This is a genomic window from Streptomyces sp. NPDC026673 (assembly GCF_040638135.1).
Lineage (GTDB): Bacteria > Actinomycetota > Actinomycetes > Streptomycetales > Streptomycetaceae > Actinacidiphila.
The window spans coordinates 186,640-208,624 of sequence record NZ_JBEZXR010000001.1; the positions used below are offsets into that span (position 1 = coordinate 186,640).

Annotated in this window: 26 protein-coding genes, 2 pseudogenes and 1 riboswitch; of the genes and pseudogenes, 11 read left to right on the top strand and 17 right to left on the bottom strand. The window is 73.1% G+C overall.

Going from position 1 to position 21,985, the window contains the following annotated elements; genetic code table 11:
- Positions 1-49: 49 nt before the first annotated feature.
- Complete coding sequence (nagA, locus tag AB0F62_RS00875) at positions 50-1,189, bottom strand: N-acetylglucosamine-6-phosphate deacetylase (RefSeq protein ID WP_361790425.1); 1,140 nt, start codon at positions 1,187-1,189, stop codon at positions 50-52.
- A complete protein-coding gene (locus AB0F62_RS00880; protein ID WP_361790427.1) occupies positions 1,186-2,100 on the bottom strand; it encodes an ROK family protein in 915 nt (304 codons plus the stop codon). Before AB0F62_RS00880 ends, nagA begins: the two co-directional genes overlap by 4 nt.
- 195 nt (positions 2,101-2,295) lie before the next feature.
- Between AB0F62_RS00880 and AB0F62_RS00885 the strand changes: the two genes are divergently transcribed.
- The 3 genes from AB0F62_RS00885 (at position 2,296) to otsB (ending at position 4,827) form a co-directional block, all read left to right on the top strand.
- A complete protein-coding gene (locus tag AB0F62_RS00885; RefSeq protein ID WP_361790429.1) occupies positions 2,296-3,573 on the top strand; it encodes an extracellular solute-binding protein in 1,278 nt (425 codons plus the stop codon).
- 24 nt (positions 3,574-3,597) lie between these two features.
- Complete coding sequence (locus AB0F62_RS00890; RefSeq protein WP_361790432.1) at positions 3,598-3,858, top strand: DUF3263 domain-containing protein; 261 nt, start codon at positions 3,598-3,600, stop codon at positions 3,856-3,858.
- Between the two features lie 72 nt (positions 3,859-3,930).
- A complete protein-coding gene (otsB, locus tag AB0F62_RS00895) occupies positions 3,931-4,827 on the top strand; it encodes a trehalose-phosphatase (protein WP_361790435.1) in 897 nt (298 codons plus the stop codon).
- Here the strand turns inward: otsB and AB0F62_RS00900 are convergent.
- The 3 genes from AB0F62_RS00900 to AB0F62_RS00910 form a co-directional block, all read right to left on the bottom strand.
- On the bottom strand, positions 4,788-5,648 hold the full coding sequence (locus AB0F62_RS00900; protein WP_361790438.1) for an SDR family NAD(P)-dependent oxidoreductase: 861 nt from the start codon (positions 5,646-5,648) through the stop codon (positions 4,788-4,790). The two genes, otsB and AB0F62_RS00900, sit on opposite strands and share 40 nt — an antisense overlap.
- A gap of 138 nt (positions 5,649-5,786) precedes the next feature.
- Positions 5,787-6,452, bottom strand: coding sequence for a response regulator transcription factor (locus tag AB0F62_RS00905; RefSeq protein ID WP_361790789.1), 666 nt, complete (start codon positions 6,450-6,452; stop codon positions 5,787-5,789).
- A gap of 2 nt (positions 6,453-6,454) precedes the next feature.
- Positions 6,455-7,552, bottom strand: a complete 1,098-nt coding sequence (locus tag AB0F62_RS00910; RefSeq protein WP_361790441.1) for a histidine kinase — start codon at positions 7,550-7,552, stop codon at positions 6,455-6,457.
- A 134-nt stretch (positions 7,553-7,686) separates the two neighbouring features.
- Here AB0F62_RS00910 and AB0F62_RS00915 point away from each other — a divergent pair, with 134 nt between their 5' ends.
- Positions 7,687-7,899, top strand: coding sequence for a hypothetical protein (locus tag AB0F62_RS00915; protein ID WP_361790444.1), 213 nt, complete (start codon positions 7,687-7,689; stop codon positions 7,897-7,899).
- Between the two features lie 76 nt (positions 7,900-7,975).
- Here the strand turns inward: AB0F62_RS00915 and AB0F62_RS00920 are convergent, their stop codons facing one another.
- From AB0F62_RS00920 to AB0F62_RS00940, 5 genes and pseudogenes are all read right to left on the bottom strand, one after another.
- Entirely contained in the window at positions 7,976-8,389 is a 414-nt protein-coding gene (locus AB0F62_RS00920; RefSeq protein ID WP_361790447.1) for a hypothetical protein, read from the bottom strand.
- A 223-nt stretch (positions 8,390-8,612) separates the two neighbouring features.
- Positions 8,613-8,741, bottom strand: a pseudogene (locus tag AB0F62_RS00925) (VapC toxin family PIN domain ribonuclease); the annotation flags it as partial.
- Complete coding sequence (locus AB0F62_RS00930) at positions 8,738-9,643, bottom strand: hypothetical protein (RefSeq protein ID WP_361790450.1); 906 nt, start codon at positions 9,641-9,643, stop codon at positions 8,738-8,740. The gene AB0F62_RS00930 and the pseudogene AB0F62_RS00925, both read right to left, overlap by 4 nt.
- A 101-nt stretch (positions 9,644-9,744) precedes the next feature.
- The gene (locus AB0F62_RS00935) at positions 9,745-9,945 is read right to left on the bottom strand and encodes a DUF397 domain-containing protein (protein WP_361790453.1); all 201 of its coding nucleotides are present in this window, start codon (positions 9,943-9,945) and stop codon (positions 9,745-9,747) included.
- The gene (locus AB0F62_RS00940; RefSeq protein WP_361790456.1) at positions 9,942-10,757 is read right to left on the bottom strand and encodes a helix-turn-helix transcriptional regulator; all 816 of its coding nucleotides are present in this window, start codon (positions 10,755-10,757) and stop codon (positions 9,942-9,944) included. The genes AB0F62_RS00935 and AB0F62_RS00940 overlap by 4 nt, the downstream gene beginning before the upstream one ends.
- Positions 10,758-10,872: 115 nt before the next feature.
- Here AB0F62_RS00940 and AB0F62_RS00945 point away from each other — a divergent pair, with 115 nt between their 5' ends.
- Positions 10,873-11,265: an ATP-binding protein gene (locus tag AB0F62_RS00945; protein ID WP_361790459.1), complete on the top strand. Its 393-nt coding sequence runs from the start codon at positions 10,873-10,875 to the stop codon at positions 11,263-11,265.
- Positions 11,262-11,666, top strand: a complete 405-nt coding sequence (locus tag AB0F62_RS00950) for a hypothetical protein (RefSeq protein WP_361790462.1) — start codon at positions 11,262-11,264, stop codon at positions 11,664-11,666. The genes AB0F62_RS00945 and AB0F62_RS00950 overlap by 4 nt, the downstream gene beginning before the upstream one ends.
- A 23-nt stretch (positions 11,667-11,689) precedes the next feature.
- Here AB0F62_RS00950 and AB0F62_RS00955 read toward each other — a convergent pair.
- The 3 genes and pseudogenes from AB0F62_RS00955 to AB0F62_RS00965 all read right to left on the bottom strand — a co-directional run.
- Positions 11,690-11,958: pseudogene (locus tag AB0F62_RS00955) on the bottom strand (sugar phosphate isomerase/epimerase and 4-hydroxyphenylpyruvate domain-containing protein); the annotation flags it as partial.
- A gap of 154 nt (positions 11,959-12,112) precedes the next feature.
- Positions 12,113-13,573: a trehalose-6-phosphate synthase gene (locus tag AB0F62_RS00960; RefSeq protein WP_361790465.1), complete on the bottom strand. Its 1,461-nt coding sequence runs from the start codon at positions 13,571-13,573 to the stop codon at positions 12,113-12,115.
- 271 nt (positions 13,574-13,844) lie between these two features.
- Positions 13,845-14,816 carry a glucosyl-3-phosphoglycerate synthase gene (locus AB0F62_RS00965; protein WP_361790468.1) on the bottom strand — a complete coding sequence of 324 codons (972 nt, stop codon included), beginning with the start codon at positions 14,814-14,816 and terminating at the stop codon, positions 13,845-13,847.
- 157 nt (positions 14,817-14,973) lie between these two features.
- A riboswitch (SAM riboswitch) is annotated at positions 14,974-15,101 on the top strand.
- Between the two features lie 18 nt (positions 15,102-15,119).
- On the opposite strand from AB0F62_RS00965, the gene thrC reads away from it, so the two are divergent.
- From thrC to groL, 4 genes are all read left to right on the top strand, one after another.
- Positions 15,120-16,406: a threonine synthase gene (gene thrC / locus AB0F62_RS00970; protein WP_361790471.1), complete on the top strand. Its 1,287-nt coding sequence runs from the start codon at positions 15,120-15,122 to the stop codon at positions 16,404-16,406.
- A 45-nt stretch (positions 16,407-16,451) separates the two neighbouring features.
- Positions 16,452-16,730: a ubiquitin-like small modifier protein 1 gene (locus AB0F62_RS00975; RefSeq protein WP_361790474.1), complete on the top strand. Its 279-nt coding sequence runs from the start codon at positions 16,452-16,454 to the stop codon at positions 16,728-16,730.
- Positions 16,731-17,153: 423 nt separating this feature from the next.
- Positions 17,154-17,360 carry a cold-shock protein gene (locus tag AB0F62_RS00980; RefSeq protein ID WP_005486335.1) on the top strand — a complete coding sequence of 69 codons (207 nt, stop codon included), beginning with the start codon at positions 17,154-17,156 and terminating at the stop codon, positions 17,358-17,360.
- A 348-nt stretch (positions 17,361-17,708) separates the two neighbouring features.
- Positions 17,709-19,331: a chaperonin GroEL gene (gene groL, locus AB0F62_RS00985; protein ID WP_354793861.1), complete on the top strand. Its 1,623-nt coding sequence runs from the start codon at positions 17,709-17,711 to the stop codon at positions 19,329-19,331.
- A gap of 112 nt (positions 19,332-19,443) precedes the next feature.
- Here the strand turns inward: groL and AB0F62_RS00990 are convergent, their stop codons facing one another.
- Positions 19,444-20,145 carry a copper homeostasis protein CutC gene (locus tag AB0F62_RS00990; protein ID WP_361790479.1) on the bottom strand — a complete coding sequence of 234 codons (702 nt, stop codon included), beginning with the start codon at positions 20,143-20,145 and terminating at the stop codon, positions 19,444-19,446.
- A 52-nt stretch (positions 20,146-20,197) separates the two neighbouring features.
- Between AB0F62_RS00990 and AB0F62_RS00995 the strand changes: the two genes are divergently transcribed.
- Positions 20,198-20,872 carry a hypothetical protein gene (locus tag AB0F62_RS00995; protein WP_361790482.1) on the top strand — a complete coding sequence of 225 codons (675 nt, stop codon included), beginning with the start codon at positions 20,198-20,200 and terminating at the stop codon, positions 20,870-20,872.
- Between the two features lie 6 nt (positions 20,873-20,878).
- On the opposite strand, the gene AB0F62_RS01000 is transcribed toward AB0F62_RS00995, so the two are convergent.
- From AB0F62_RS01000 to AB0F62_RS01010, 3 genes are read right to left on the bottom strand one after another with little or no spacing between them, the layout of a single operon-like run.
- On the bottom strand, positions 20,879-21,226 hold the full coding sequence (locus tag AB0F62_RS01000) for a DUF1801 domain-containing protein (RefSeq protein ID WP_361790485.1): 348 nt from the start codon (positions 21,224-21,226) through the stop codon (positions 20,879-20,881).
- Positions 21,227-21,276: 50 nt separating this feature from the next.
- Positions 21,277-21,543 carry a DUF4031 domain-containing protein gene (locus tag AB0F62_RS01005; protein ID WP_361790488.1) on the bottom strand — a complete coding sequence of 89 codons (267 nt, stop codon included), beginning with the start codon at positions 21,541-21,543 and terminating at the stop codon, positions 21,277-21,279.
- A gap of 1 nt (position 21,544) precedes the next feature.
- Positions 21,545-21,931 carry a hypothetical protein gene (locus AB0F62_RS01010; protein WP_361790491.1) on the bottom strand — a complete coding sequence of 129 codons (387 nt, stop codon included), beginning with the start codon at positions 21,929-21,931 and terminating at the stop codon, positions 21,545-21,547.
- Positions 21,932-21,985: the final 54 nt, after the last annotated feature.

Below are 21,985 nucleotides of genomic sequence, written 5' to 3' on the forward strand. Positions count from 1 at the left end.
TCATGCCAAAGGAACGCCCGGAGGCACAGACCCCGCCGCCCCGGGCCCGTCAGGGCTCGACGACCCAGCTTCCCTTCCGCATGACGCCCACCAGGTCGAACGCCTCGTTCAGGACCACCAGGTCGGCGTCCTTGCCGGCCTCCAGCGAGCCGATCCGGTCGTAAGCGCCCAGCAGGCGCGCCGGGTTGGCGCTCAGTGCCCGTACGGCGTCGCCGACCGGCAGTCCGTCCACGGTGACCGCCCGCTTGAACGCGGTGTCCAGGGTGAGCGTGGAGCCGGCGATGGAACCGCCCTCGACGAGCCGGGCGACGCCGTCGACGACGTCGACCTCCATCGGGCCGAGCAGGTAGCGGCCGTCGCCGAAGCCGGCGGCGTCCATGGCGTCGGTGATGAAGGCGACCCGCTCGGCGCCGGCGCTGCGGAACGCCAACTCCAGGACGGCCGGGTGGAGGTGGACGCCGTCGTTGATGAGCTCGACGGTGACCCGCTCGTCCTCCAGCAGCGCTGCGATGGGGCCGGGCGTCCGGTGCTGCAGCGCGGGCATGGCGTTGAACAGGTGCGTCGCCACGGTCGCGCCCGCCTCGACGGCCTCCAGGGTGGCCTCGTACGCGGCGTCGGTGTGACCGACGGCGGCGATGACGCCGTGCTCCGCCAGCATCCGCACCGAGTCCAGCCCGCCGGGCAGTTCGGGGGCGAGGGTCACCATGCGCGCGGTGCCCCGGGCGGCGTCGAGCAGCTTGCGGACGTCCGAGGGGTGCGGGTCGCGCAGCAGCGACGGCTTGTGCGCGCCGCGGCGGTGCGGGGAGATGAACGGACCCTCGAAGTGGATGCCGGCCAGGTCGCCCTGCTCGACCAGCTCCGACAGCAGGGCGGCCTGCCGGGCGAGGTCGTCCAGGTCCCCGGTGACGGTGGAGGCGAGCAGCGTCGTGGTGCCGTGCCTGCGGTGGGTCTCGACGCCGGTGAGGACGGCCTCCGCGCCCCCGGAGGAGAAGGACGCGCCGCCGCCGCCGTGCACGTGGATGTCGACGAAGCCGGGGACGATCCAGTGCCCGGTCAGGTCGCGGGTGGACGCCTGGCGCGCGTCGTTCGCGATGATCGAGCGGCCCTCGACGGTCACCCGGCCGTCCTCGACCACGCCGTCCGGCAGCACCACACGGGCACCGGTCAGCACGCTAGTTGCCGCAGTCAAGCGGTCACCTCCACGGAGAGAAGATCCCAGGCGAGCAGCCCTGCGCCCAGGCATCCGGCGGTGTCCCCGAGGGCCGCCGGCACGATGAGGGGGTGTTGCTGGAAGGTCAGCCGCCGCTCGACGGCGGCACGCAGCGGCGCGAAGAGGGTGTCGCCGGCCTCGGCCAGACCGCCGCCGACGATCAGCGTGCCCGGGGTCAGCAGGGTGATCCCGGTGACCAGGCCGTCGGCGAGGGCGGCGACCACCTCGTCCCACACGGCCGTCGCGCGGGGGTCGCCCGCGGCCACGGCGGCGGCGCAGCCTGCGGCCCCGGTGTCCGGGCTTCCCCCGGCCGCCTCCCAGGCGCGGGCCACGGCGGCGGCGGAGGCCACCGTCTCCAGGCAGCCGTGCTGGCCGCAGCCGCAGGCCAGGCCGCCGGGGCGGACGACGATGTGGCCGAGCTCGGTGGCCTCGACGCGGCCCTCGATGCCGATCGCGCCGGCGATGCCGGTGCCCAGGGCCACGAACAGGAAGCGCTCGGCGCCGCGCCCCGCGCCCAGCCGGCCCTCGGCGAGGCCCCCGGCGCGCACGTCGTGGCCGAGGGCGACGGGGGTGCCGTCGAGCCGGCGGGTGAGCAGGTCGCGCAGGGGCGCGTCGCGCCAGCCGAGGTTCGCGGAGTACACGGCGATACCGGCCCGCTCGTCGACCAGGCCGGGTACGGCCACCCCGGCCGCGGCGGCGGGCTCGCCGTAAGCGCTTTCTCCGTGGGCCCGGAGTTCCGCGGCGAAGTCGAGCACGGAATCGACCACGGCGCCCGGACCGCGTTCCCGGCCGGTCGGGCGGCGCGCCTCGTGCAGCAGCGTGCCGTCCGCCGCGACCAGGGCGGCCTTCATGCCGGTGCCGCCCACATCGAGGGCGATGACGTGTCTCACGGGGGACAGTGTCGCGCGCGACCCCACAAAAGGTCTAGTCCACTCGGCGAAAGAGATCGCGTTCCGCGTGCGAACGGACGCCAGGTGACGTTGCGCAAGCGCAACCCGAGTGGTGTAGACCTCGGCTGCCGGCGGGGTGAAGACTCCAAGCGATCAGAGGAACACTCAGCGCATTCGATGACCGGAAGGAACCCGGTGTACCGGAGACGAACCCTGAGCACGATCGCCGCCGGCCTCTCGGCGGCCCTGTCCCTCACCACCCTCGGCGCCTGCGGTCCGGGCTCGGGATCGGGGGACGCCGCGCTCACGATGGTCGCGGCCGACTACGGTTCCGGGCCCGACGACGACTCCCGGCTCTACTGGGACCGGATAGCCCGCGCGTACGAGGCGAAGCACCCGGGGATCACGATCGACGTGAAGGTCTACGACTGGAAGGTCGTGGACCGGAAGGTCGCCGAGATGGTGGCCGCGGGCGACGCCCCCGACATCGCGCAGATCGGCTCCTACGCCGACTACGTCGAGGACGACCGGCTCTACAGCGCCGAGGAGATTCTCAACGTCTCGGCCCAGGCCGACTTCATCGGCTCCCTCGCCGAGGCGGGCGAGGTCCACCAGGCGCAGTTCGGGCTGCCGTTCGTGTCCAGCTCGCGCATGTTCTTCTACAACAAGGACCTCTTCCGCAGGGCGGGCCTCCACCGGGCCCCCAGGACCTGGGACGACGTCAGGGCGGCCGCCGAGGCGCTGAAGGCGGTCGGGGTCGGTGTCCCGTACGGGCTGCCGCTCGGCCCCGAGGAGGCCCAGGCCGAGGCGCTGATGTGGATGCTCGGCAACAACGGCGGCTACACCAACCTCGCCGGCGGCTACACGATCAACTCCGTCCGGAACATCCAGGCCCTGCAGTGGGTCAAGGACAACCTCGTCCGGCCGGGCCTCACGGGCCCCACGGAACCGGCGAAGACCGATCGCCAGGACGTCTTCGACGCCTTCCTCGCCGGTGACGCCGGCATGATCAACGGCCACCCCACCCTGCTCGCCGAGGCCCGCCGGAAGGGCATCGACGTCGGCGCCGTCCCGATCCCCGGGCGCACCGGCCGCGTCCAGGAGACCCTCGGCGTCGCGGACTGGCTGCTGGCCTTCAGACAGCACGGCCATCGCGACCAGATCGGCGACTTCCTGGAGTACGTCTACAGCCCCGCGAACGCGCTGGCCTTCCTGGACGAGTACGGGCTGCTGCCGGTGACCACCTCGGCGTCCGAGGCCATGGCGCGGAAGAAGAGGTACAAGGAGCTCCGGCCGTTCATCGACCAGCTGCCGACGGCGGTGTTCTACCCCGCGCAGAAGACCTCCTGGGGCACTGTCGCGGGCAGGCTCAAGACCTCCCTCGGCAAGGCGGTCTCCCCGGACGGCGTGCCCGGCACCGTCCTGGGGCGCGTGCAGCAGCAGGCGGAGGCGCTCGACGCGGAACGGGAGTGACCGGGGCGCGGATATGGTTGTCGGATGGAACGGGACGAGACCGGGGCGGAGGCACCCCAGGACGGGCTGACGGAACAGGACCGCGCGGTCCTCGACATCGCCCGCCGCACCTGGACCGGCCCCGGCGCGAAGGAACGGGCCGTCCGCGAACGCCTCGGCATCTCCCCCACGCGTTACTACCAGCTCCTCAACGCCCTCCTGGACGATCCCCGCGCCCTGGCGCACGACCCCGTCACGGTCAACCGCCTCCGCCGCACCCGGGACACCCACCGCACCAACCGCTGACCCCGTCCGCCGGGGGCGGGATGCTTCCGTACGCCGGGCGTGCACCCCGCGGGGGTCGGTATGGTCGGGGGCATGAGCCGCAGCCGCAGCAACGAACTGCCGGTGCCGACGACGCCGGAGGGCGGCGAGGGCCTGGCCGCACTGCTCGCAGAGCCCCGCAGGGCGGTGCTGGCCCTGGACTTCGACGGGACGCTGGCGCCGATCGTGCCGGATCCGGACAGCGCGCGGGCGCATCCCGGCGCCGCCGCCGCGCTGGCCCGTCTGGCGCCCCGCATCGGGTCCGTCGTGGTCGTGACGGGCCGCCCCGCGGGAGTGGCCGTGCGGTACGGGGGCTTCGCCGGGGTGCGGGGCCTGGAGCACCTGGTCGTGCTGGGGCACTACGGGGCCGAGCGCTGGGACGCGCGTTCCGGTGAGGTGAAGGCGCCCGGCGCGCACCCCGGGGTCAACGCGGTGCGCGCGGAGCTGCCGGGCGTGCTGGACGCGATCGGGGCGTGGCAGGGCACGTGGGTGGAGGACAAGGGCCGTGCGGTGGCCGTCCACACGCGCCGCACGGAGGATCCGCAGGCCGCGTTCGAGGCGCTCAACGGTCCGCTGCGCGCGCTGGCCGAGCGCCACGGGCTGATCGTGGAGCCGGGCCGGATGGTGCTGGAGCTGCGACCGCCCGGAATGGACAAGGGCGTTGCCCTCAGCGACTACCTGCGGGAGGTCGGCGCCGGTCCCGTCCTCTACGCCGGTGACGACCTGGGCGACCTGGCCGCCTTCGGGGCCGTGGAGAAGCGCCGCGCCGAGGGCCTGCCCGGGGTGCTGGTGTGCAGCGGCAGCGCGGAGGTGGTCGAACTGGCCGCCCGCGCCGACCTCGTGGTGGACGGCCCGGAGGGCGTCGTGGAGCTGATCGACGCCCTCGCGGACGCCCTGGAGCGGCGGGACGCTCAGGACGAGGCCGTCACCCAGCCGCCGGTCAGCGACTGAACCGCGGAGCCGTCGAGGTCCGCGAGCTTCAGGCCGGTGAACGCCCGGGCCTGCGGCGAGGTCTGCACGCGGAAGGGCGGCCGCTCGGCGGTGAGCACGTCGACGATGGGCGCGGCGGCGTCGTCGACGGTCTGCGCGGCCGCGAACGCCTGGGTGGTGCGGTCGAGGTAGTGCGTGAGCGCGGGCGCGTACGGTCCCGCGGCCGCCACGTACGCGGGGATGTCGAGGCCCAGGTTGGCGATGAACTCGCTGCCCACCGCGCCGGGTTCGACGACGCTGACGGCGACCCCGACCGCGGCCGCCACGGGCGCGAGTGCCTCCATGTAGCCCTCGACCGCGAACTTCGCCGCGCAGTAGGCCTCGTTGAAGGGCTGCCCGACGACACCGCCGACGCTGGTGACGGTGACCAGCCGGCCGCCGGAGGCACGCAGGTGCGGCATCGCCGCCTTGACGACCTCGACGACCCCGAAGAAGTTGACCTCCATCGTGGCGCGGACGTCCGCCACCGTCTCCAGTTCGATCGTGCCGACGTGCCCGGCGCCGGCGTTGTTGACCACCGCGTCGAGGGCGCCGAACTCGACGACGACGTCCTCGACGCACGCGGCGACCAGCCGCGGGTCGGTCACGTCCAGCCGCTTGACGTGGACGTGCTCGGAGACGCCCGCCTTCGCCGCGGCCTCGCGGAGGGCGTCCGCCTTGCCGGGGTCGCGCATGGTGGCCACCACGTTCCAGCCCGCGCGGGCGGCGGCCACGGCGGCGGCCAGGCCGATGCCGGAAGAGGTGCCGGTGATCAGGACGGTCCTGCGGGTGCCGGTGGGCATGGGCGGTTCTCGCTCTCTGGCGTTCCGTGCGTGGTGCGGGGCCCGCTGCTTGGGGTGCGGGTACCCGCACCCTAAGAGGCCCGTGCCCGCACCCTCGGCAGGGCAGGCCGCCCGGCCCCGGATCAGGGGCGTGGGACCTCAGCCGTGGCCCGGGGCGGCCGCGTCGTGGACGAGGAGGGCGATCTGCACCCGGTTGTTCAGGCCCAGCTTGCCGAGGATGCGTGAGACGTGCGTCTTGACGGTCGGCACGCTCATGTGGAGTCCGGCCGCGATCTCCGCGTTGGACCGGCCCTCGCCGACGGCGAGGGCCACCTCCCGCTCCCGTTCGCCCAGCGACGCGAGCCGCCGCCGTGCCGCCGCCCCCGCGCCGCGCTCCGCCGCACCGGTGCCCGCGACCTGGGCGATCAACTGCCGGGTCACCGCCGGGGACAGCACCGGTTCCCCGGCCGCCACCTTGCGCACCGCCTCGACGATCTCGCGCGGCGGGGTGTCCTTGAGGACGAAGCCCGCGGCGCCGGCGCGCAGCGCCCGCAGGACGTGCTCGTCGGTGTTGAAGGTGGTCAGCACGATCACCTCCGGCGCCCCCGGCCGGGCCCGCAGCGCCTCGGTGGCCGCGAGACCGTCCACCGAGGGCATGCGGATGTCCATCAGCACCACGTCGGGGGAGTGCTCCTCGACCAGCGCAGCCACCTCGCCGCCGTCGCCCGCCTCGGCGACGACCTCGATGTCCGGCGCCCCGCCGAGCATCAGCCGCAGCCCCGCCCGAACCAGCGGGTCGTCGTCCACGAGCAGCAGCCGCACCATCGTCACGCCGCCCACGGTAGCCAGGCGCGCAGCCGGAAGTCCGGGCCGACCCGGCCGTGTTCCAGCCCGCCGCCGGCGAGCGCGGCCCGTTCCGCGAGCCCGATCAGGCCCTGCCCCGCGCCGGGGATGGCCGAGACCACGCCCGCGGCGATCGGCGCCGGATTGCTGACCTCGACCGTCAGCCCGTCCGCCGGGCCGCCGGCCAGCCGCACCGTCACCTGTGTGCCGGGGGCGTGCTTGCGGGCGTTGGTCAGCCCCTCCTGCACGATCCGGTACGCCGTGCGCCCCGAGGCGCCGGGCGCCGCCGACACGGCGACGTCGTCCGCCTCCAGCACGATCCGCATCCCGGCGTCCCGTGACTCCGTCACCAGCCGCGGCACGTCCGCCAGCGTCGGCTGCGGCCGTGCGCCCGCGCCGTCCGCCGTGCCGGTCCCGTCCGGTCCGCGCAGGACACCGATGATCCCGCGCAGGTCCTCCAGCGCCTCGTGCGCGCTCTCCCGGATCACCCCGGCCGCGCGCTCGATCTCCGCCGGGGGCGCGTCCGGACGGAACTCCAGCGCCCCCGCGTGGACGCTGAGCAGCGACAGCCGGTGCGCCAGCACGTCGTGCATCTCCCGGGCGATCTCCTCGCGCGCCTGCCGCCGCCCGCGCTCGGCGTACGAGGCGAGCAACTGGCGCCGGGAGCGCACGTACAGGCCCCAGCCGATCGAACCCGCCATGATCACGAAGAAGGTCAGCGCCGAGCCGGTCTCCGGCAGATCCGGGTCGGGGCCCCGTGCCACGAACAGCGGCAGCGGCGCGAACGCCAGGGCCGCCACCCACGCCGTCGTACGCAGCGGCCGGTAGGCCGCGACGGTGAACACCGCCACCGCGGTCGGGCCTCCGACCAGGTGCGCGAACCAGCCCGTCACCAGCAGCACCACCGCCAGCTGCACCGGCCACCGGTGCCGCAGGAACAGCGCCGCGCACGCGGCCGCGGCGACCGCCTGCTCGGCGACCCCGATCGGGGCGCCCACGCCGTCCACGGACAGCACGGAGAAGGCCGCCGCACCGAGGAAGACCGCGATGTCGGCGACCGTCCCCTTCCGTACGCGTCGCATGTCCCCGAATGTACGGTCCCGGGGCGCGGGCACCACCCCCGCGTCCCAAGTCGATACCTTCGGACGACAACCCGCGCGCGATCGGCGACTTTCGCCGACAGCCGGTGCGGGTGCGGGCTCCCTAGCCTCGTGGCATGAAGGGTTTCCTCGGCTTCCTCGGCTTCGTGCTGCTCTCCCAGGGCATCGGCGGCATCGCCTACGAGCTCACCGGCGGCTGGTTCCGCCTGTGGGCGCTGACCCACCGGATCGGCTTCCTGGACGGCTATCAGATCTATGTGTGCGTGCTGCTCGTCGCGCTGGGCGTCGCGGTGTGCATGGCGGCGGAGTCCGTGGGAAAGCGGTCCTGACGGTGCGGGACACAGGCCCGCCCCGGCCCCTCGTCATGAGCGCTGGGGGCCGGGGCGGTGGCACACGTAGGGGGATCTACCAGTTGTTGTTGTTGTCCCGGACGATGGCGCCGCACTCCACGACGGCACGGGCGGTGGCCACCCTGGTCACCGGGACGCTGGGGATGTGCCGGACGGTGACGGTCCATCCGTTGCCGGACCGCTGGCTCGTCAGCACGACCAGGACGGGGTCGCTGAGGACGAAACCGCCGCCGGTGACCTCGGCACGCGAGGGGCAGCGCGCCGAGACGGTCTGCGTGGCGCCCGAGGGCACGAGGGCGGAGACGCCCAGGAACTCGGCGGTCCTCAACCGCCAGTCGTCGCGGTTGTTGCCGCCCTTCACGGGGTTCGCGGCGGCGTCTTCGGCGACCGCGGCGGTGCGCGCGGTGGCGGTGGCGTTCGTGGGGCCGATGAAAGCGGTGGTCGTGACGACCGCCGTGGCGACGGTCATGGCTCCGGCGACACCCCAAAGCACCTTACGACGGGGTCGTCCGGACAGGACATTCTTCGCTCGTATGTTCATCTCTCTGCCTTCGAAGATGACGAAAGGAGCTCGCTCCCGGATCGAAGCGATTGCGCTCATCGTTACCTTGTGCGTGCGGTTCCGCACTTTGGGTGACCAAAGAGGATGAACGGTGCCCCGCCTGCGATCTGACGGAGCGGCGGAGCGTCACTCAGTCGGCCGTCCCGGACGGCACCACCCAGCGGACGGGCCGGCCGGTTACGCCGACGATCATGTCGAAGTCGCCGTCGTAGTGCGGGACGGTCGCGCCGTGCCGCTCCGCGGTAGCCGCGATGATCAGTCGGCTGCCACCCGCGGCCTCACGCGGGGGCGCTGCCGCACGATGCCCGCGCGGGCCAGGGCGGCGCCGCGCGGACCGTCTGACGGGGCGACGGGTGGAGCGGCGGGGGCGGCTCCGGCGCAAGGCGTGCAGGGGCCCGTGGGGCGGCCCGGGGGCAGCGGGTCGCCGCAGTCGGGGCATTCGGGGAGCGGGGCCGCGGGGGCGGCGGGGTCGCGGTCGGCGCGTGGTGCGGGGAGCTTGTCGCGCAGGCGGCGGGCGATGAAGCCGGCGGGGGAGTGGACCGCGGAGGGCAGTCCGCGGGACAGGGCGGTGCGCAGTTCCAGCTCGCTCGCGCCGTGGGCCAGCCAGCGGGCGGCGAGCGGGGCCAGCCGGGCCGCCTCGGCGACGCCCAGGGTGAGCCTGGCCTCCCGCCGCCCGAGGCGGTGCAGCGCGGCCGCCGCGCGGGCGACCAGCGGCTCGTCGGCGGCGGGCTCGGGGTGGGAGGTGTTCTGCTCCTCCCTGTTCTCCCCCTTGGGGGATGCGCCGACGGCCCGTACGGACGGCGCACCGGCGGTCGGGATGCTGCCGCCCGGCGCCGCGAAGGCGGCCTCGATCTCGGCGGGGTCGCGCAGCGGCACGTTGGAGACGAGGACCCGGGTGGTCCAGCGGCCGGTCTCGGGGCTCTGGGTGCGGCGGGTGTGCACATAGCCCTCCGCCTCCAGCTGCTGCCGGGCCCGGCGCAGGGCGATGCGCCCTTCGGGCATCTTCTCGCCGATGGACTGGAGGGTCTCCCGGGACTCCTCCGGCAGGGAGAGCGCCCACTGCAACAGCCGTACGGCGGCGCCGTTCAGGCGCGGATGGCGGATGAGGTCGTTCGGCGTCTGGGAGAAGAAACGGGACGGCGGGATAGCATGGCGGATCATTTGCGGGGCTCCTTGTAAGCCTCGTACGTGTAGGCCCCCGGCCGGTGTTGGCGCACCACGGGGGCCGCTTCATGCGTCAGGCACGAAGCGTGATCGGCCGATTACTCTACCGGTGTCGCGGCGCTGTCGGCGACGAAGGCGACGAACGCCGTCCACGCCTCGCCGGTGAAGGCCAGCGCGGGCCCGGCGGGGTCCTTGGAGTCCCGCACGTGCACGGCGCCGGGGGCGTGGGCGACCTCGACGCAGTCGCCTCCCTCGCTGCCGCTGTAACTGCTGGTGAACCAGGCGAGTCGGGATGTCATAGCTCCCCCGCAATCTGCTCGATCACTCCGGCGGAGTCCCCCACGCTGAGGGCCTGTGAGCGGATCATCGCATAGCGCTGGTGGAGTTTGCTGACCTCGTCCCGGCCGTCCACCAGCACGCTGCGGCCCTGGACTTCGAGATAGGCGAGCAGCCGCAGATCCGGGGTCTCCAGCAGCGACATGGGGCCGTCGAAGCCGGCGTGCGCCTCGTGGGAGAGCGGCATCACCTGCACCGTGACATGGCGCAGCGCCGCGGCCTCCAGCAGCCGCTCCAACTGGCGCCGGTGCACGGTCCGTCCGCCGACCGGGCGGCGCAGCACCCACTCCTCGACGACGAAGGCGAGTTGCGGCGCGGGGGCGCGGGTCAGCAGCGACTGCCGGGCCAGCCGGGCCCGCACCCGGCGTTCGACCTCCTCCGTCTCCAGCGTCGGGCAGTAGGCGCCGAGCACCACACGGGCGTACTCCGCGGTCTGCAGCAGGCCGTTGATGACGTGGGTGTCGTATTTGTAGAGGCAGACCGCCGCCCGCTCCAGTTCCGCGTACTCCTCGAACCAGGAGGGGAACTCGGCCCGTTCCAGATGGCGGGCCGCGGAGCGCAGCACCCCGCCGCCGTCGCCGAGCAGGATCCCCGCCCTCTCCACGAACGCGGGCGGCGGCATCCGCTCGCCGCGCTCGATCTTCACGACCAGCGACTTCGAATACCCGACATGCGCGGCCAGTTCGTCGGTCGAGACCCCCCGGGCCTCCCGCAGCGACCGCGCCACGGAGCCGAACATCCGCATGCTGGCCGAGCCCTCGCACTTCGCGGACACGGCACCACCTCCCCGGTACACACGCCGTACACAGCCGCGGGCCCGCCCCTGCACAGCTGATCCGGGGTCAGATCCGCCCTGGTCAGGCTAGCCACGGCAGGGAACCGTTGGACCCATGACGCAGGAATCCCCACCCGGAACGGCGATGCGCATCGTCGCCGAGCCCGCCCGCATCGCCGAGGTGCGCCACGTCGTACGCGAACAGCTCCGCGCCTGGGGGCGCGAGGACCTGGCGCCCGCCGCCGCGCTGTGCGTCACGGAGATACTCGCCAACGTCCACCGGCACGCGGGCTCGCCCGAGTGCGAACTGACCTTGGACGACCTGGCGTCCGAGGGCGTGCGGGCCACGGTCAGCGACCGTTCGCCCGTCCTGCCCGTCACGGCGCCCGGGCCGCCGGACTGGGCGGCCGAGCGCGGACGCGGGATGCATCTGATCGCGGCGGCCGCGCACCGCTGGGGCGCCCGGCCGACCCCGGGCGGCAAGCAGGTGTGGGTGGTGCTGCGGTGAGGCCCGCCTCGTGGACCTGGCTGGACGACACGGCGTTCGGGCCGGTGGCGTTTCTGCTGCTGGCCCATCCGCAGGGGCGCGGCGCGGCCGGACTCGCGGCACTTCTCGGGCTCGCCGAGCCGGGGCGGCGGCTGCCCCTGCTCGGCGAGCGGATCGCCGTTTCCCGCCCGGGCCGGGCCGTGGTGCGCGGCGCCGGAGGCGAGCCGCTGCTGGAGGTCGCGGCCGGGGAGCGGTGGTCGGCCTTCGTCTCGGGCGGCGGACCGGTCGCGCTGGTCGTGGGGCTCGATCCGCTCGCCCGCCGCGCGCCGCTGCCGGAGGTGGAGGCGTACCTGGCGCTGGGCACGGCGGCCGGGCGCATCCGGCTGGGGATCAGCGGGCGCGAGCTCTCGGGCCCGCGGTGACCGCGCCGCGCGGCCGGTGCGGCTCAGCGCACGCGGCCCGCGTGCTGCGCGGCGAGGCGGACGGGCGCGTTGGGGCGCCGTAGCCGCGGTAGGCGTCGCGCTGGACGACCTCGAAGAAGACCCGGCCGACCGTCTCGGTGTAGCAGTGCAGGAATGTGCCGTGGGCGTCTCGGTCGTAGAGGATGCCCAGTTCGCGGTAGGTCTCCAGCGCGCCGGGCGCGAGGTCGAACCGGGCCGCCAGGTCGTCGTGGTAGTTCGCGGGCACCGCCGGCAGGCGGCCCGCGGCGCTCTGCGTCCCCCCGGTGCTCGCCGCCGTCACCGCCCGCGAGACCCACAAGATGCCGACCGAACGGCTCGGCCTGCGGGACGTCCCGCCCGCGCCGGACCGGATGCCCGTCGAGGCCTGATCCGCGCCGGGGCCCGGTCCGCGTGTGCGGCGGGCCCGGTCAGCCCAGGGCGCGCAACTGGTCCAGGAACCACTGCTGCGGGGGGAGCGCCGTCGAGGCCACCGCGAGCCGCTTGGTGGCCTCCGCCCGCTCGCCGTGCGACACGGACAGCGCCTGGTGGAGGGCGTCGGCCGTGGCCCGGATGTCGTACGGGTTGACCACGAACGCGTCGTCGGCGAGCTCCTCGTACGCCCCGGCCTCGCGGGAGAGCACCAGCGCCACGCCGTCGTCCGAGACGACCGGGATCTCCTTGGCCACCAGGTTCATGCCGTCGCGGATCGGGTTGACCAGCGCGACGTCCGCCAGGCGGTAGGCGGCCAGGGAGCGCGCGAAGTCGTCCTTGACGTGCAGGACCACCGGCTGCCAGCCCGGCGTGCCGAACTCCTCGTTGATCTCCTCGGCCAGATCGGAGACCTCGTCGGTGTACTCCCGGTAGACCGCCAGGTCGTGGCGCGAGGGGTAGGCGAAGGCGATGTGCACCACGCGCCCCTGCCATTCGGGGTGGTCGCGCAGCAGCTGCGCGTACGCGAGCAGGCCGCGCACGATGTTCTTCGACAGCTCGGTGCGGTCCACCCGCACGATGACCTTGCGGTCCGGGCCGCCCACCGCCTCCTGCAGCGTCGCCAGGCGCTCGTCCACGTCAGGCTGGTGCGCCCGCTCCCGCAGGAAGTCGGCGTCCGCGCCGAGGCCGTGCACCCCGATGCGCGTGGTGCGGCCCTTGTGGGTGACCGTGAGGCTGCCCTCGTCGCGGATGACGGACGCGCCCAGCACGTCGGCGCAGCACGCGGCGAAGGCGTCGGCCCAGCGGCGGGTCAGGAAACCGGCCCGGTCGGAACCGAGGATGCCGCTCAGCACCTCCGCCGCGACGTCGTCCGGCAGCAGGCGGAAGTAGTCCGGCGGCGCCCACGGGGTGTGCGAGAAATGGCCGATGCGCAGGTCGGGCCGGCGCGAGCGGAGCAGTTGCGGCACCAGGGCCAGGTGGTAGTCCTGCACCAGGACGGCGGCGCCCTGGCCCGCCTCGTCGGCGAGCGCGTCGGCGAAGGCGGCGTTGTAGGCCGTGTACGCCGCCCACTGCTCGCGGAAGTCCTCGTCGAAGACAGGCTCCAGCGGGGTCTGGAACAGCATGTGGTGGATGAACCACAGCACCGAGTTGGCGATGCCGTTGTAGGCCGAGGCGAAGGTGTCCGCCGGGATGTCCAGCATCCGTACGTGCTGGCCGCCGGTGTCCGCGGTGGCGAGGCGGCCCGTCCCTCCGGAGCTGCGGAGGACGGCGGCCCGGTCGCCCTCGCCGAGGGCCGCGCAGACCCAGACGGCGTCCGCGTCCGGCCCGATCGCGCTCAGCCCCGACACGAGTCCGCCGCCGCCGCGGCGGGCGGTGAGCGTGCCGTCCTCGCGGAGGCTGTACGACACGGGGCCGCGGTTGGACGCGACCAGTACGCGCGCGGCATGCGATGCGACCATGCGGCCAGCCTAGCCACGCATGCCCGGCGGCAAACGTACGAGCTAGCCCAGCCGGGGGTTTCCAGCCGGGTGCCCCCCGCGGTAGCTGGGGAGGGCTGGCGCAACCTCACGACGACGCCGCACCTGTGCGGTACCGCGGGTGTCGTCGGCGTATGCACGCCGGTGGTGAGGGTGTGCCAACCCGTTTCGCCTTGCGGAACGACTTCCCACAACCCCCGGGCGATGGGCACCGGCCTCCGGCGAGCGGCCGACCCGCTACCGGGCCGGAGGCCTACGCCACCGCGCGGCGGCGGGCGTATTCGGGGACCGTGCGCATCGGGGGGCGTTCCTCCGTCGCGACGTCGTGGACGCGCGGCTCGAAACCGCCGTCCGGGGACCGCTCGAACTGCGTGAGGACGGGGCGTACGAGATGACCCCGCGCCAAGCGGATCTGCGCGGTCCGGTAGATCGCCGCCGCCATGCGGCCCAGCGCCTGGCCGTCCTGGTGCCGGTGGTGCCGGACCCCCACGTCGACCTGGGCGAGCGCGTCGAGCCCCACCGTGTTGAGCGCGTCCACGAGCAGCCCGAGCTCCACCCCGTATCCCACGGGGAACGGCAGCCGCTCCAGCAGCGAGCGCCGCGCCGCGTACTCGCCGCCCAGCGGCTGGACGAACCCCGCCAGCCGCGGCCAGTGCAGATTGAGCAGCGGCCGCGCGACCAGCTCCGTCACCCGCCCCCCACCGGCCGGCACCAGCGTGCCGCCGGTCTCCAGGGGGCGGTCGTACATCGCCTTGACCAACTGCACGTCCGGATCCGTGAGCAGCGGCCCGACGATCCCCGACACGAACCGCGCGTCGAACTCCCGCAGGTCGGAGTCGACGAAGCAGACGATCTCCCCGCGCGTCACCAGCAGCGAGCGCCACAGCACCTCGCCCTTGCCGGGCACCGCGGGCAGCCGCGGGAGCACGTCGTCCCGGTGGACGACGACCGCCCCGGCGGCGGCCGCGACCTCGGCGGTGCGGTCGGTCGATCCGGAGTCCAGCACGACGAGTTCGTCGACCAGCGGAACGGCCTCGCTCATCAGCTCCCGGCGGATCGTGGCGACGATCTCCCCGACCGTGGCCTCCTCGTCGAGGGCGGGCAGCACGACGCTGACCGTGCCGCGCGCACCCGCGGCGCGCTTGGCGGCGAGCAGCTGCGGCAGCGGCCTGCGGTCGGCGGTCCAGGACCGCCGTTGCAGCCAGCCGGCTACCTCGTCGAGCACCGGGTTGCTCCGTTTCTGCCCGTCTCGCAGGACGGACGGGCCATGACCAGGTTCGAGGTCGTCGGTTACAGTCTTGAACACGAGGCATGACCATCGTATGTCCACGGTGATCGCGCCTTGTCGGACAAATGCCCGGGCCCCGCGCCCGGCGCCATACCGCTCATCCAGAGGGGCAGAGGGAACGGCCCGTTGAAGCCCCGGCAACCCTCCCGCCGACCGCGAGGTCCAGGTGGGGAAGGTGCCAATTCCGTCTCGCGGCGAGATGCGCCGCGAGGAAGATGAGGAGAAAGGGCCTCGCCTGACATGGCTGCGCAGACCGTTGCATCCGCGTCCACAGACTCCGCCTTCGGGCCCGCGTCCGCGCTCTCCTGCCGCGAGTGCGGCGAGCGCTTCCCGCTGGCTCCGCTCTTCGCCTGCGAGGTCTGTTTCGGGCCGCTCGAAGTGGCGTACGACCTCCCGGGCGGCGATCCCGAGACCCTCCGCAAGCGGATCGAGTCCGGGCCGAACAACATCTGGCGCTACGCGCCGCTGCTGCCCGTCCCCGCGGACGTGGCCGCCAAGCCCAACCTCAACCCGGGCTTCACCAAGCTGGTCAAGGCCGACAACCTCGCCCGCGAGCTGGGCGTCACCGGCGGCCTGCACATCAAGGACGACTCCGGCAACCCGACCCACTCCTTCAAGGACCGGGTCGTCGCCATCGCCCTGGAGGCAGCCCGCACCTTCGGCCTCACCACCCTGTCCTGCTCCTCCACCGGCAACCTGGCCGGCGCCGTGGGCGCCGCGGCCGCCCGCGCCGGCTTCCGTTCCTGCGTGTTCATCCCGCACGACCTGGAGGAGGGCAAGGTCGTCATGGCCGCGGTGTACGGCGGCGAGCTGGTCGGCATCGAGGGCACCTACGACGACGTCAACCGCTTCTGCAGCGAGCTGATCGGCGACCCGATCGGCGAGGGCTGGGGCTTCGTCAACGTCAACCTCCGCCCGTACTACGGCGAGGGCTCCAAGACGCTCGCGTACGAGATCTGCGAGCAGCTGGGCTGGCGCCTGCCGGACAACATCGTCATCCCGATCGCCTCGGGCTCGCAGCTGACGAAGATCGACAAGGGGCTGCAGGAACTGATCAAGCTCGGCCTGGTGGAGGAGAAGCCGTACCGGATCTACGGCGCCCAGGCCGAGGGCTGCTCCCCGGTCTCCACCGCCTTCAAGGCCGGCCACGACGTGGTCCGCCCCCAGAAGCCGAACACCATCGCCAAGTCGCTCGCCATCGGCAACCCGGCCGACGGCCCCTACGTCCTGGACATCGCCCGGCGCACGGGCGGCGCCGTCGAGGACGTCACCGACGAACAGGTGGTGGACGCCATCAAGCTGCTCGCCCGGACCGAGGGCATCTTCGCCGAGACGGCGGGCGGCGTGACGGTCGGCGTGCTGCGGAAGCTGATCGAGACCGGGCAGCTCGACCCGGCCGGTGAGACGGTCGTGCTCAACACCGGCGACGGCCTCAAGACGCTGGACGCCGTCGCCCCGACCTCCCGCCCCACGGCCACCATCCGCCCGAGCCTCGACGCGTTCCGTGCCGCCGGCCTGGCCGGCTGACCCCGACCGCCCCGGCCGACCCAGACTGAAGGTGAACCCCGCATCATGAGCGCTACCGTCCGCATCCCGACCATCCTCCGCACCTACACCGGCGGCCGGGCCGAGGTCCCGGCCGACGGCGGCACCCTGGCCGAGGTCATCGACTCGCTGGAGGCGAACCACCCCGGCATCTCCGCGCGGGTCCTGGACGACACGGGCAAGCTGCGCCGTTTCGTGAACGTCTACGTCAACGACGACGACGTCCGCTTCTCCGAGGGCCTGCAGACCGCGGTGGGCGAGGGCGCGTCCGTCTCGATCATCCCGGCGGTCGCCGGAGGCTGCTGATCCGCACGGACCGCGAGTGGCAGGGGTGCCGGGGCTTCCCGGCACCCCTCCGTGCTTGAGCGGTAGTTGAAGGGCTGTACAGTTGCCCTGAACGGATCGCAACTCCCTGCAACGCTCTGCGCAACCCCTTTTCCCGGGAGCGGCGTTGTCGGCGATTTATCGCCAAATTCACGCGGTGATTGTCTCGTTGGCCGCTTATGTCCGGTCCGAGTTGCCCCGGATTATCAGCCGATCAGGCTCTTCTTCCGTTTCTTCGTGCCCGGAATTCTCGTCCGATTGACCTGTTGCAGACCGCGTCCGGGCAGATACATTCAGCCGCGGTCGACGCGTTCCGGCGCACGCCCCCTTGGCTGTAGGGGGTGAGGTCTGACCCGGGTCCGCGAGGTGCGGGTCTGCGAAGGGCCAGCAATAGGGGAGTTAGGAATGGCTCAGGGCACCGTCAAGTGGTTCAACGCGGAGAAGGGCTACGGCTTCATCGCGGTCGACGGTGGTGCGGACGTCTTCGTGCACTACAGCGCGATCCAGATGGACGGCTACCGCACCCTCGAGGAAGGTCAGCGGGTCGAGTTCGAGATCTCGCAGGGCCAGAAGGGGCCGCAGGCGGACATGGTCCGTCTCGCAGCCGGCTGACGCACCGCGCATCGGCCACGGAGCACTTCGCGTACGGCCGCTCAAACGTACGCGTCGAGGCCCGCCCCCACACGGGGGCGGGCCTTCGTGCGTTCCGGGCCGACCTGCGGGTTGTCCACGGCACCGGCCAAGCGGCTTGCACTCTCCTAGGGCGAGTGCTAATCATTGGCGTTAGCACTCTGACGTTGAGAGTGACAAAGGACCGAGTGGGTGAGGCCCGCTCGAACGCCGGAAAGGAACCGGCGGGAGGGCAGGCCGTCCGTCGCGGGCGCCGGCACGGTCCTGGAGTAATCCTTCCCCGCAGCCCTGTGCCGCGGGGGGACCCCAAGTCCGGGAGGACCACTTCACATGGCCAAGATCATCGCGTTCGACGAGGAGGCACGGCGCGGTCTCGAGCGCGGGATGAACCAGCTCGCCGACGCCGTCAAGGTCACCCTCGGCCCCAAGGGCCGCAACGTCGTCCTCGAGAAGAAGTGGGGCGCCCCCACGATCACCAACGATGGTGTGTCCATCGCCAAGGAGATCGAGCTCGAGGACCCGTACGAGAAGATCGGCGCCGAGCTGGTCAAGGAGGTCGCGAAGAAGACGGACGACGTCGCCGGTGACGGCACGACGACCGCGACCGTCCTCGCCCAGGCGCTGGTCCGCGAGGGCCTGCGCAACGTCGCCGCCGGCGCCAACCCGATGGCCCTGAAGCGCGGTATCGAGAAGGCCGTCGAGGCCGTCTCCGCCGCCCTGCTGGAGCAGGCGAAGGACGTGGAGACCAAGGAGCAGATCGCCTCCACCGCCTCCATCTCCGCCGCCGACCCGCAGATCGGCGAGCTCATCGCCGAGGCCATGGACAAGGTCGGCAAGGAAGGCGTCATCACCGTCGAGGAGTCCCAGACCTTCGGTCTGGAGCTGGAGCTCACCGAGGGTATGCGCTTCGACAAGGGCTACATCTCGGCGTACTTCGCCACCGACCTGGAGCGTATGGAGACGTCCTTCGACGACCCGTACATCCTGATCGTCAACTCCAAGATCTCCGCGGTCAAGGACCTGCTCCCGCTGCTGGAGAAGGTCATGCAGTCCGGCAAGCCGCTGCTGATCATCGCCGAGGACGTCGACGGCGAGGCCCTGTCCACCCTGGTGGTCAACAAGATCCGCGGCACCTTCAAGTCCGTCGCGGTCAAGGCTCCGGGCTTCGGCGACCGCCGCAAGGCCATGCTCGGTGACATCGCCATCCTCACCGGTGGCACCGTCATCTCCGAGGAGGTCGGCCTCAAGCTGGAGAACGCCGGCGTCGACCTGCTCGGCCGCGCCCGCAAGGTCGTCGTCACCAAGGACGAGACCACGATCGTGGACGGCGCCGGCGACCAGGACCAGATCCAGGGCCGCGTCAACCAGATCCGTGCCGAGATCGAGAACAGCGACTCGGACTACGACCGCGAGAAGCTCCAGGAGCGTCTGGCGAAGCTGGCCGGCGGCGTGGCCGTCATCAAGGCCGGTGCCGCCACCGAGGTCGAGCTCAAGGAGCGCAAGCACCGCATCGAGGACGCGGTGCGCAACGCCAAGGCCGCCGTCGAGGAGGGCATCGTCGCCGGTGGTGGCGTGGCCCTGCTCCAGGCGTCCAACGTCTTCGAGAAGCTCGAGCTCGACGGTGACGAGGCCACCGGCGCGTCGATCGTGAAGCTGGCCCTCGAGGCCCCGCTGAAGCAGATCGCCGTCAACGCCGGCCTCGAGGGCGGTGTCGTGGTGGAGAAGGTGCGCAACCTGACCCCGGGTCACGGCCTCAACGCCGCCACGGGTGAGTACGTCGACCTGATCGGCGAGGGCATCATCGACCCCGCCAAGGTGACGCGCTCCGCGCTGCAGAACGCGGCCTCCATCGCCGCGCTCTTCCTCACCACCGAGGCCGTCATCGCCGACAAGCCGGAGAAGGCCGCCGCGCCGGCCGGCGGCGGTATGCCCGGCGGTGACATGGACTTCTGATCCTCCCGGATCAGGACTCCGCACCACGGCAGAACGACCGAGGGCGGTACCCCACGCGGGGTACCGCCCTCGGGCGTTGCCGGGTTCCTCGGGACGGGCGCGGCCGGCCCGGTCACCGAACGGCGACCGGCGCGTCGAGCAGCTCGCGCCAGGTGCGCACCGCCTCCGGGTCGACCGGCCCGGCCCAGCCGGCGGGACGGACCGCGCCGCCGACGTGGAAGGCGTCGATGCCGGCCGCCAGGAGCCGGGGCAGGTGCTCCGCGCGGAGCCCGCCGCCCACCATGAGCTGGGGCTCGCCGGGACGCCCGGCCTCCGCCAGCAGATGCCCGAGACCGGCGTCCACCCCGCGCGCGGAGCCCGCCGTGAGGTAGGTGTCGAGCCCGGGGAGCCCGCGCACGGCCGAGCGCACGGCCTCCCGGTCGGCGGAGTGGTCGATGGCGCGGTGGAAGGTCCACCGGGCGCCGGAGCCGATCGCGTCGGCGAGCAGGCGCACGGCGGACAGGTCCGGCGCGCCCGTCGGGTCGAGGAAGCCGAGCACGAACTCGTCGGCGCCCTCGCCGCGCAGCGCCGCCGCGGCCACGCAGAGCGCGTCCGCCTCCCGGCCGCCGCCCACGGCGAAGTCGGCGCGGCCCCGCAGCATCACCCGGACCGGGATGTCCACCGCCGCGCGTACGGCCGCGAAGGTCTCGCGGGACGGGGTCAGGCCGTCCGCCGACATGTCGGTGACCAGTTCGAGGCGGTCCGCGCCGCCCGTCTGGGCCGCGAGGGCGTCGTCGGCGTCGAGCGCGATCACTTCGAAAATTGGTCTAGACATATCTCCAGGGTGTCACATGCCCTCCCGTGCCCGCGACCCCCCGTGCCCCACAATGACCTTCATGGCTGACACCGCACCCGAAACCGGCTCCGTCCTCCTCACCCGCTGGTGCGACCTGCTGCGCCGCTGCCAGACGGAGTCCGTCGACCCGGTGCCCTACGGCAAGGACCTGATCGCCCGCTGGGCCGAGCCGCACCGCCGCTACCACACCACCGACCACCTGACCGCGGTCCTCGACCACGTCGAGGTCCTCGCCGGGCACGCCGAGGACCCGGACGCGGTGCTGCTCGCCGCCTGGTTCCACGACGCGGTCTACCGGCCCGACCGGTCCGAGAACGAGGAGCGCAGCGCCCGGCTCGCCGAACGCGCGCTCCCCGAGGCCGGTGTCCCGGACTCGATCACCGCGGAGGTGGCCCGTCTGGTCCGGCTCACCGTCACCCACCACCCCGTCGAGGGGGATCGCGACGGCGAGGTGCTCTGCGACGCCGACCTGGCGGTACTCGCCGGCGACCCCACCGCCTACGCCGAGTACGCGGCCGCGGTCCGCGAGGAGTACGGCTTCGTGCCCGACGACGCCTTCCGCCTCGGACGCGCCGACGTGCTGCGCCAACTCCTGCGCCTGCCAAGGCTGTTCCGCACCCCGGAGGGGTACGGGCGCTGGGAGGCCACCGCGCGCCGCAACCTCACCACCGAGCTGGAACTGCTCGCCCCGGGCGCCCGGGACTGACGGCTCTCAGCAGGCCGGACCCGCCGACCCTGCCGTCCCCCGCAGCAAGGAGCGCACCAGCGCGAAGTCGATCCGGTCCGCCTTGCGGAAGCGCAGGCACCCCTTGCCCATGTCGTGGCCGGCCAGCGGCTCGGCATGGGCCGCCACCACGTCCGTGCGCATCACGTACACCGACACGTACTGCTTCTGGCTCGCGAAGGCGAACTCCGCGACACCGTCCCGGCTGTAGGTCGGCATCCGGTACCGCATCGACTCCGTGAACCCGGTGAGCTCCTCGCGGCACAGGGCGAGCAGCGTCCGCAGCGCCTCCCGCCGCTCGGGCGGCGCGTCCTCGACATAGCTCTCCACGTCCATGCGCCCACCCTACGTTCCGGCCTCCGGCGGAGCGGCGGGGGCGACAGGCTCTACCGGGGACGTCTCTTGGGGCGGCGCAGGCCCGCCTCGGTGAGGCGGCGCAGCAGTTCCTTGCTGCCGACCTCGACGGCGCCCGCGGCCACGGCCGAGGCGTAGCGCTCGCTGGGCAGGTCGTAGTGGTCGCCGTCGAAGGCGCGGCGCGGGGAGCCGATGGCGGCCGCGAAGGCGTGGAGCTCCTCGTAGGAGGTGTCGCTGACCATGTGGGACCACATGCGGCCGTGGCCCGGCCAGGTCGGCGGGTCGATGTAGACGGTCACGTCAGCGGGCCCCGCCGAGGGCCGCGGACAGGGCGCCGACGGGGGCGACGGCCTCGCCCAGGGACTCGCACACCCAGTGCGGGTCGGGGCCGAGTTCGGGTTCGACGTCGAGGGCGTGGGGGTCGGCGCAGCGCGGGCAGAGCGGCCAGCGGCCCATCCGTTCGAGAAGGGCGTCCTTGACGTCCTGCGCGACCAGCCCCGCGACGAAGGCGGCGCCGTCGGGCCACTGCTCGACCCACCAGCGGCGCTGGGCGACGGCGTCCTCGACGAGCGAGACGACCTCCGCGTCGGCGACGTCGGTCGCGGCCAGATCGGCGAGTATCAGCGCGCGGGCGCTGTGCAGGGCCGCCTCCAGGCCGGCGGAGGAGCCGGGTGCGTCAGGATCCATGGGCCCCATTGTGGACCAACCGCCGGGCAGGCGTTCTTGACGTCGCCCGGACCT

Bases quoted from the DNA above. Each gene is read 5' to 3' on its own strand.
- AB0F62_RS00890 (WP_361790432.1), top strand. From the start codon at position 3,598: ATGGAACGGGACGAGACCGGGGCGGAGGCACCCCAGGACGGGCTGACG.
- otsB (WP_361790435.1), top strand. From the start codon at position 3,931: ATGAGCCGCAGCCGCAGCAACGAACTGCCGGTGCCGACGACGCCGGAG.
- AB0F62_RS00900 (WP_361790438.1), bottom strand. From the start codon at position 5,648: ATGCCCACCGGCACCCGCAGGACCGTCCTGATCACCGGCACCTCTTCC.
- AB0F62_RS00905 (WP_361790789.1), bottom strand. From the start codon at position 6,452: ATGGTGCGGCTGCTGCTCGTGGACGACGACCCGCTGGTTCGGGCGGGG.
- AB0F62_RS00910 (WP_361790441.1), bottom strand. From the start codon at position 7,552: ATGCGACGCGTACGGAAGGGGACGGTCGCCGACATCGCGGTCTTCCTC.
- AB0F62_RS00915 (WP_361790444.1), top strand. From the start codon at position 7,687: ATGAAGGGTTTCCTCGGCTTCCTCGGCTTCGTGCTGCTCTCCCAGGGC.
- AB0F62_RS00920 (WP_361790447.1), bottom strand. From the start codon at position 8,389: ATGACCGTCGCCACGGCGGTCGTCACGACCACCGCTTTCATCGGCCCC.
- AB0F62_RS00930 (WP_361790450.1), bottom strand. From the start codon at position 9,643: ATGATCCGCCATGCTATCCCGCCGTCCCGTTTCTTCTCCCAGACGCCG.
- AB0F62_RS00935 (WP_361790453.1), bottom strand. From the start codon at position 9,945: ATGACATCCCGACTCGCCTGGTTCACCAGCAGTTACAGCGGCAGCGAG.
- AB0F62_RS00945 (WP_361790459.1), top strand. From the start codon at position 10,873: ATGACGCAGGAATCCCCACCCGGAACGGCGATGCGCATCGTCGCCGAG.
- AB0F62_RS00960 (WP_361790465.1), bottom strand. From the start codon at position 13,573: ATGGTCGCATCGCATGCCGCGCGCGTACTGGTCGCGTCCAACCGCGGC.
- thrC (WP_361790471.1), top strand. From the start codon at position 15,120: ATGGCTGCGCAGACCGTTGCATCCGCGTCCACAGACTCCGCCTTCGGG.
- AB0F62_RS00975 (WP_361790474.1), top strand. From the start codon at position 16,452: ATGAGCGCTACCGTCCGCATCCCGACCATCCTCCGCACCTACACCGGC.
- AB0F62_RS00980 (WP_005486335.1), top strand. From the start codon at position 17,154: ATGGCTCAGGGCACCGTCAAGTGGTTCAACGCGGAGAAGGGCTACGGC.
- groL (WP_354793861.1), top strand. From the start codon at position 17,709: ATGGCCAAGATCATCGCGTTCGACGAGGAGGCACGGCGCGGTCTCGAG.
- AB0F62_RS00990 (WP_361790479.1), bottom strand. From the start codon at position 20,145: ATGTCTAGACCAATTTTCGAAGTGATCGCGCTCGACGCCGACGACGCC.
- AB0F62_RS00995 (WP_361790482.1), top strand. From the start codon at position 20,198: ATGACCTTCATGGCTGACACCGCACCCGAAACCGGCTCCGTCCTCCTC.
- AB0F62_RS01000 (WP_361790485.1), bottom strand. From the start codon at position 21,226: ATGGACGTGGAGAGCTATGTCGAGGACGCGCCGCCCGAGCGGCGGGAG.
- AB0F62_RS01010 (WP_361790491.1), bottom strand. From the start codon at position 21,931: ATGGATCCTGACGCACCCGGCTCCTCCGCCGGCCTGGAGGCGGCCCTG.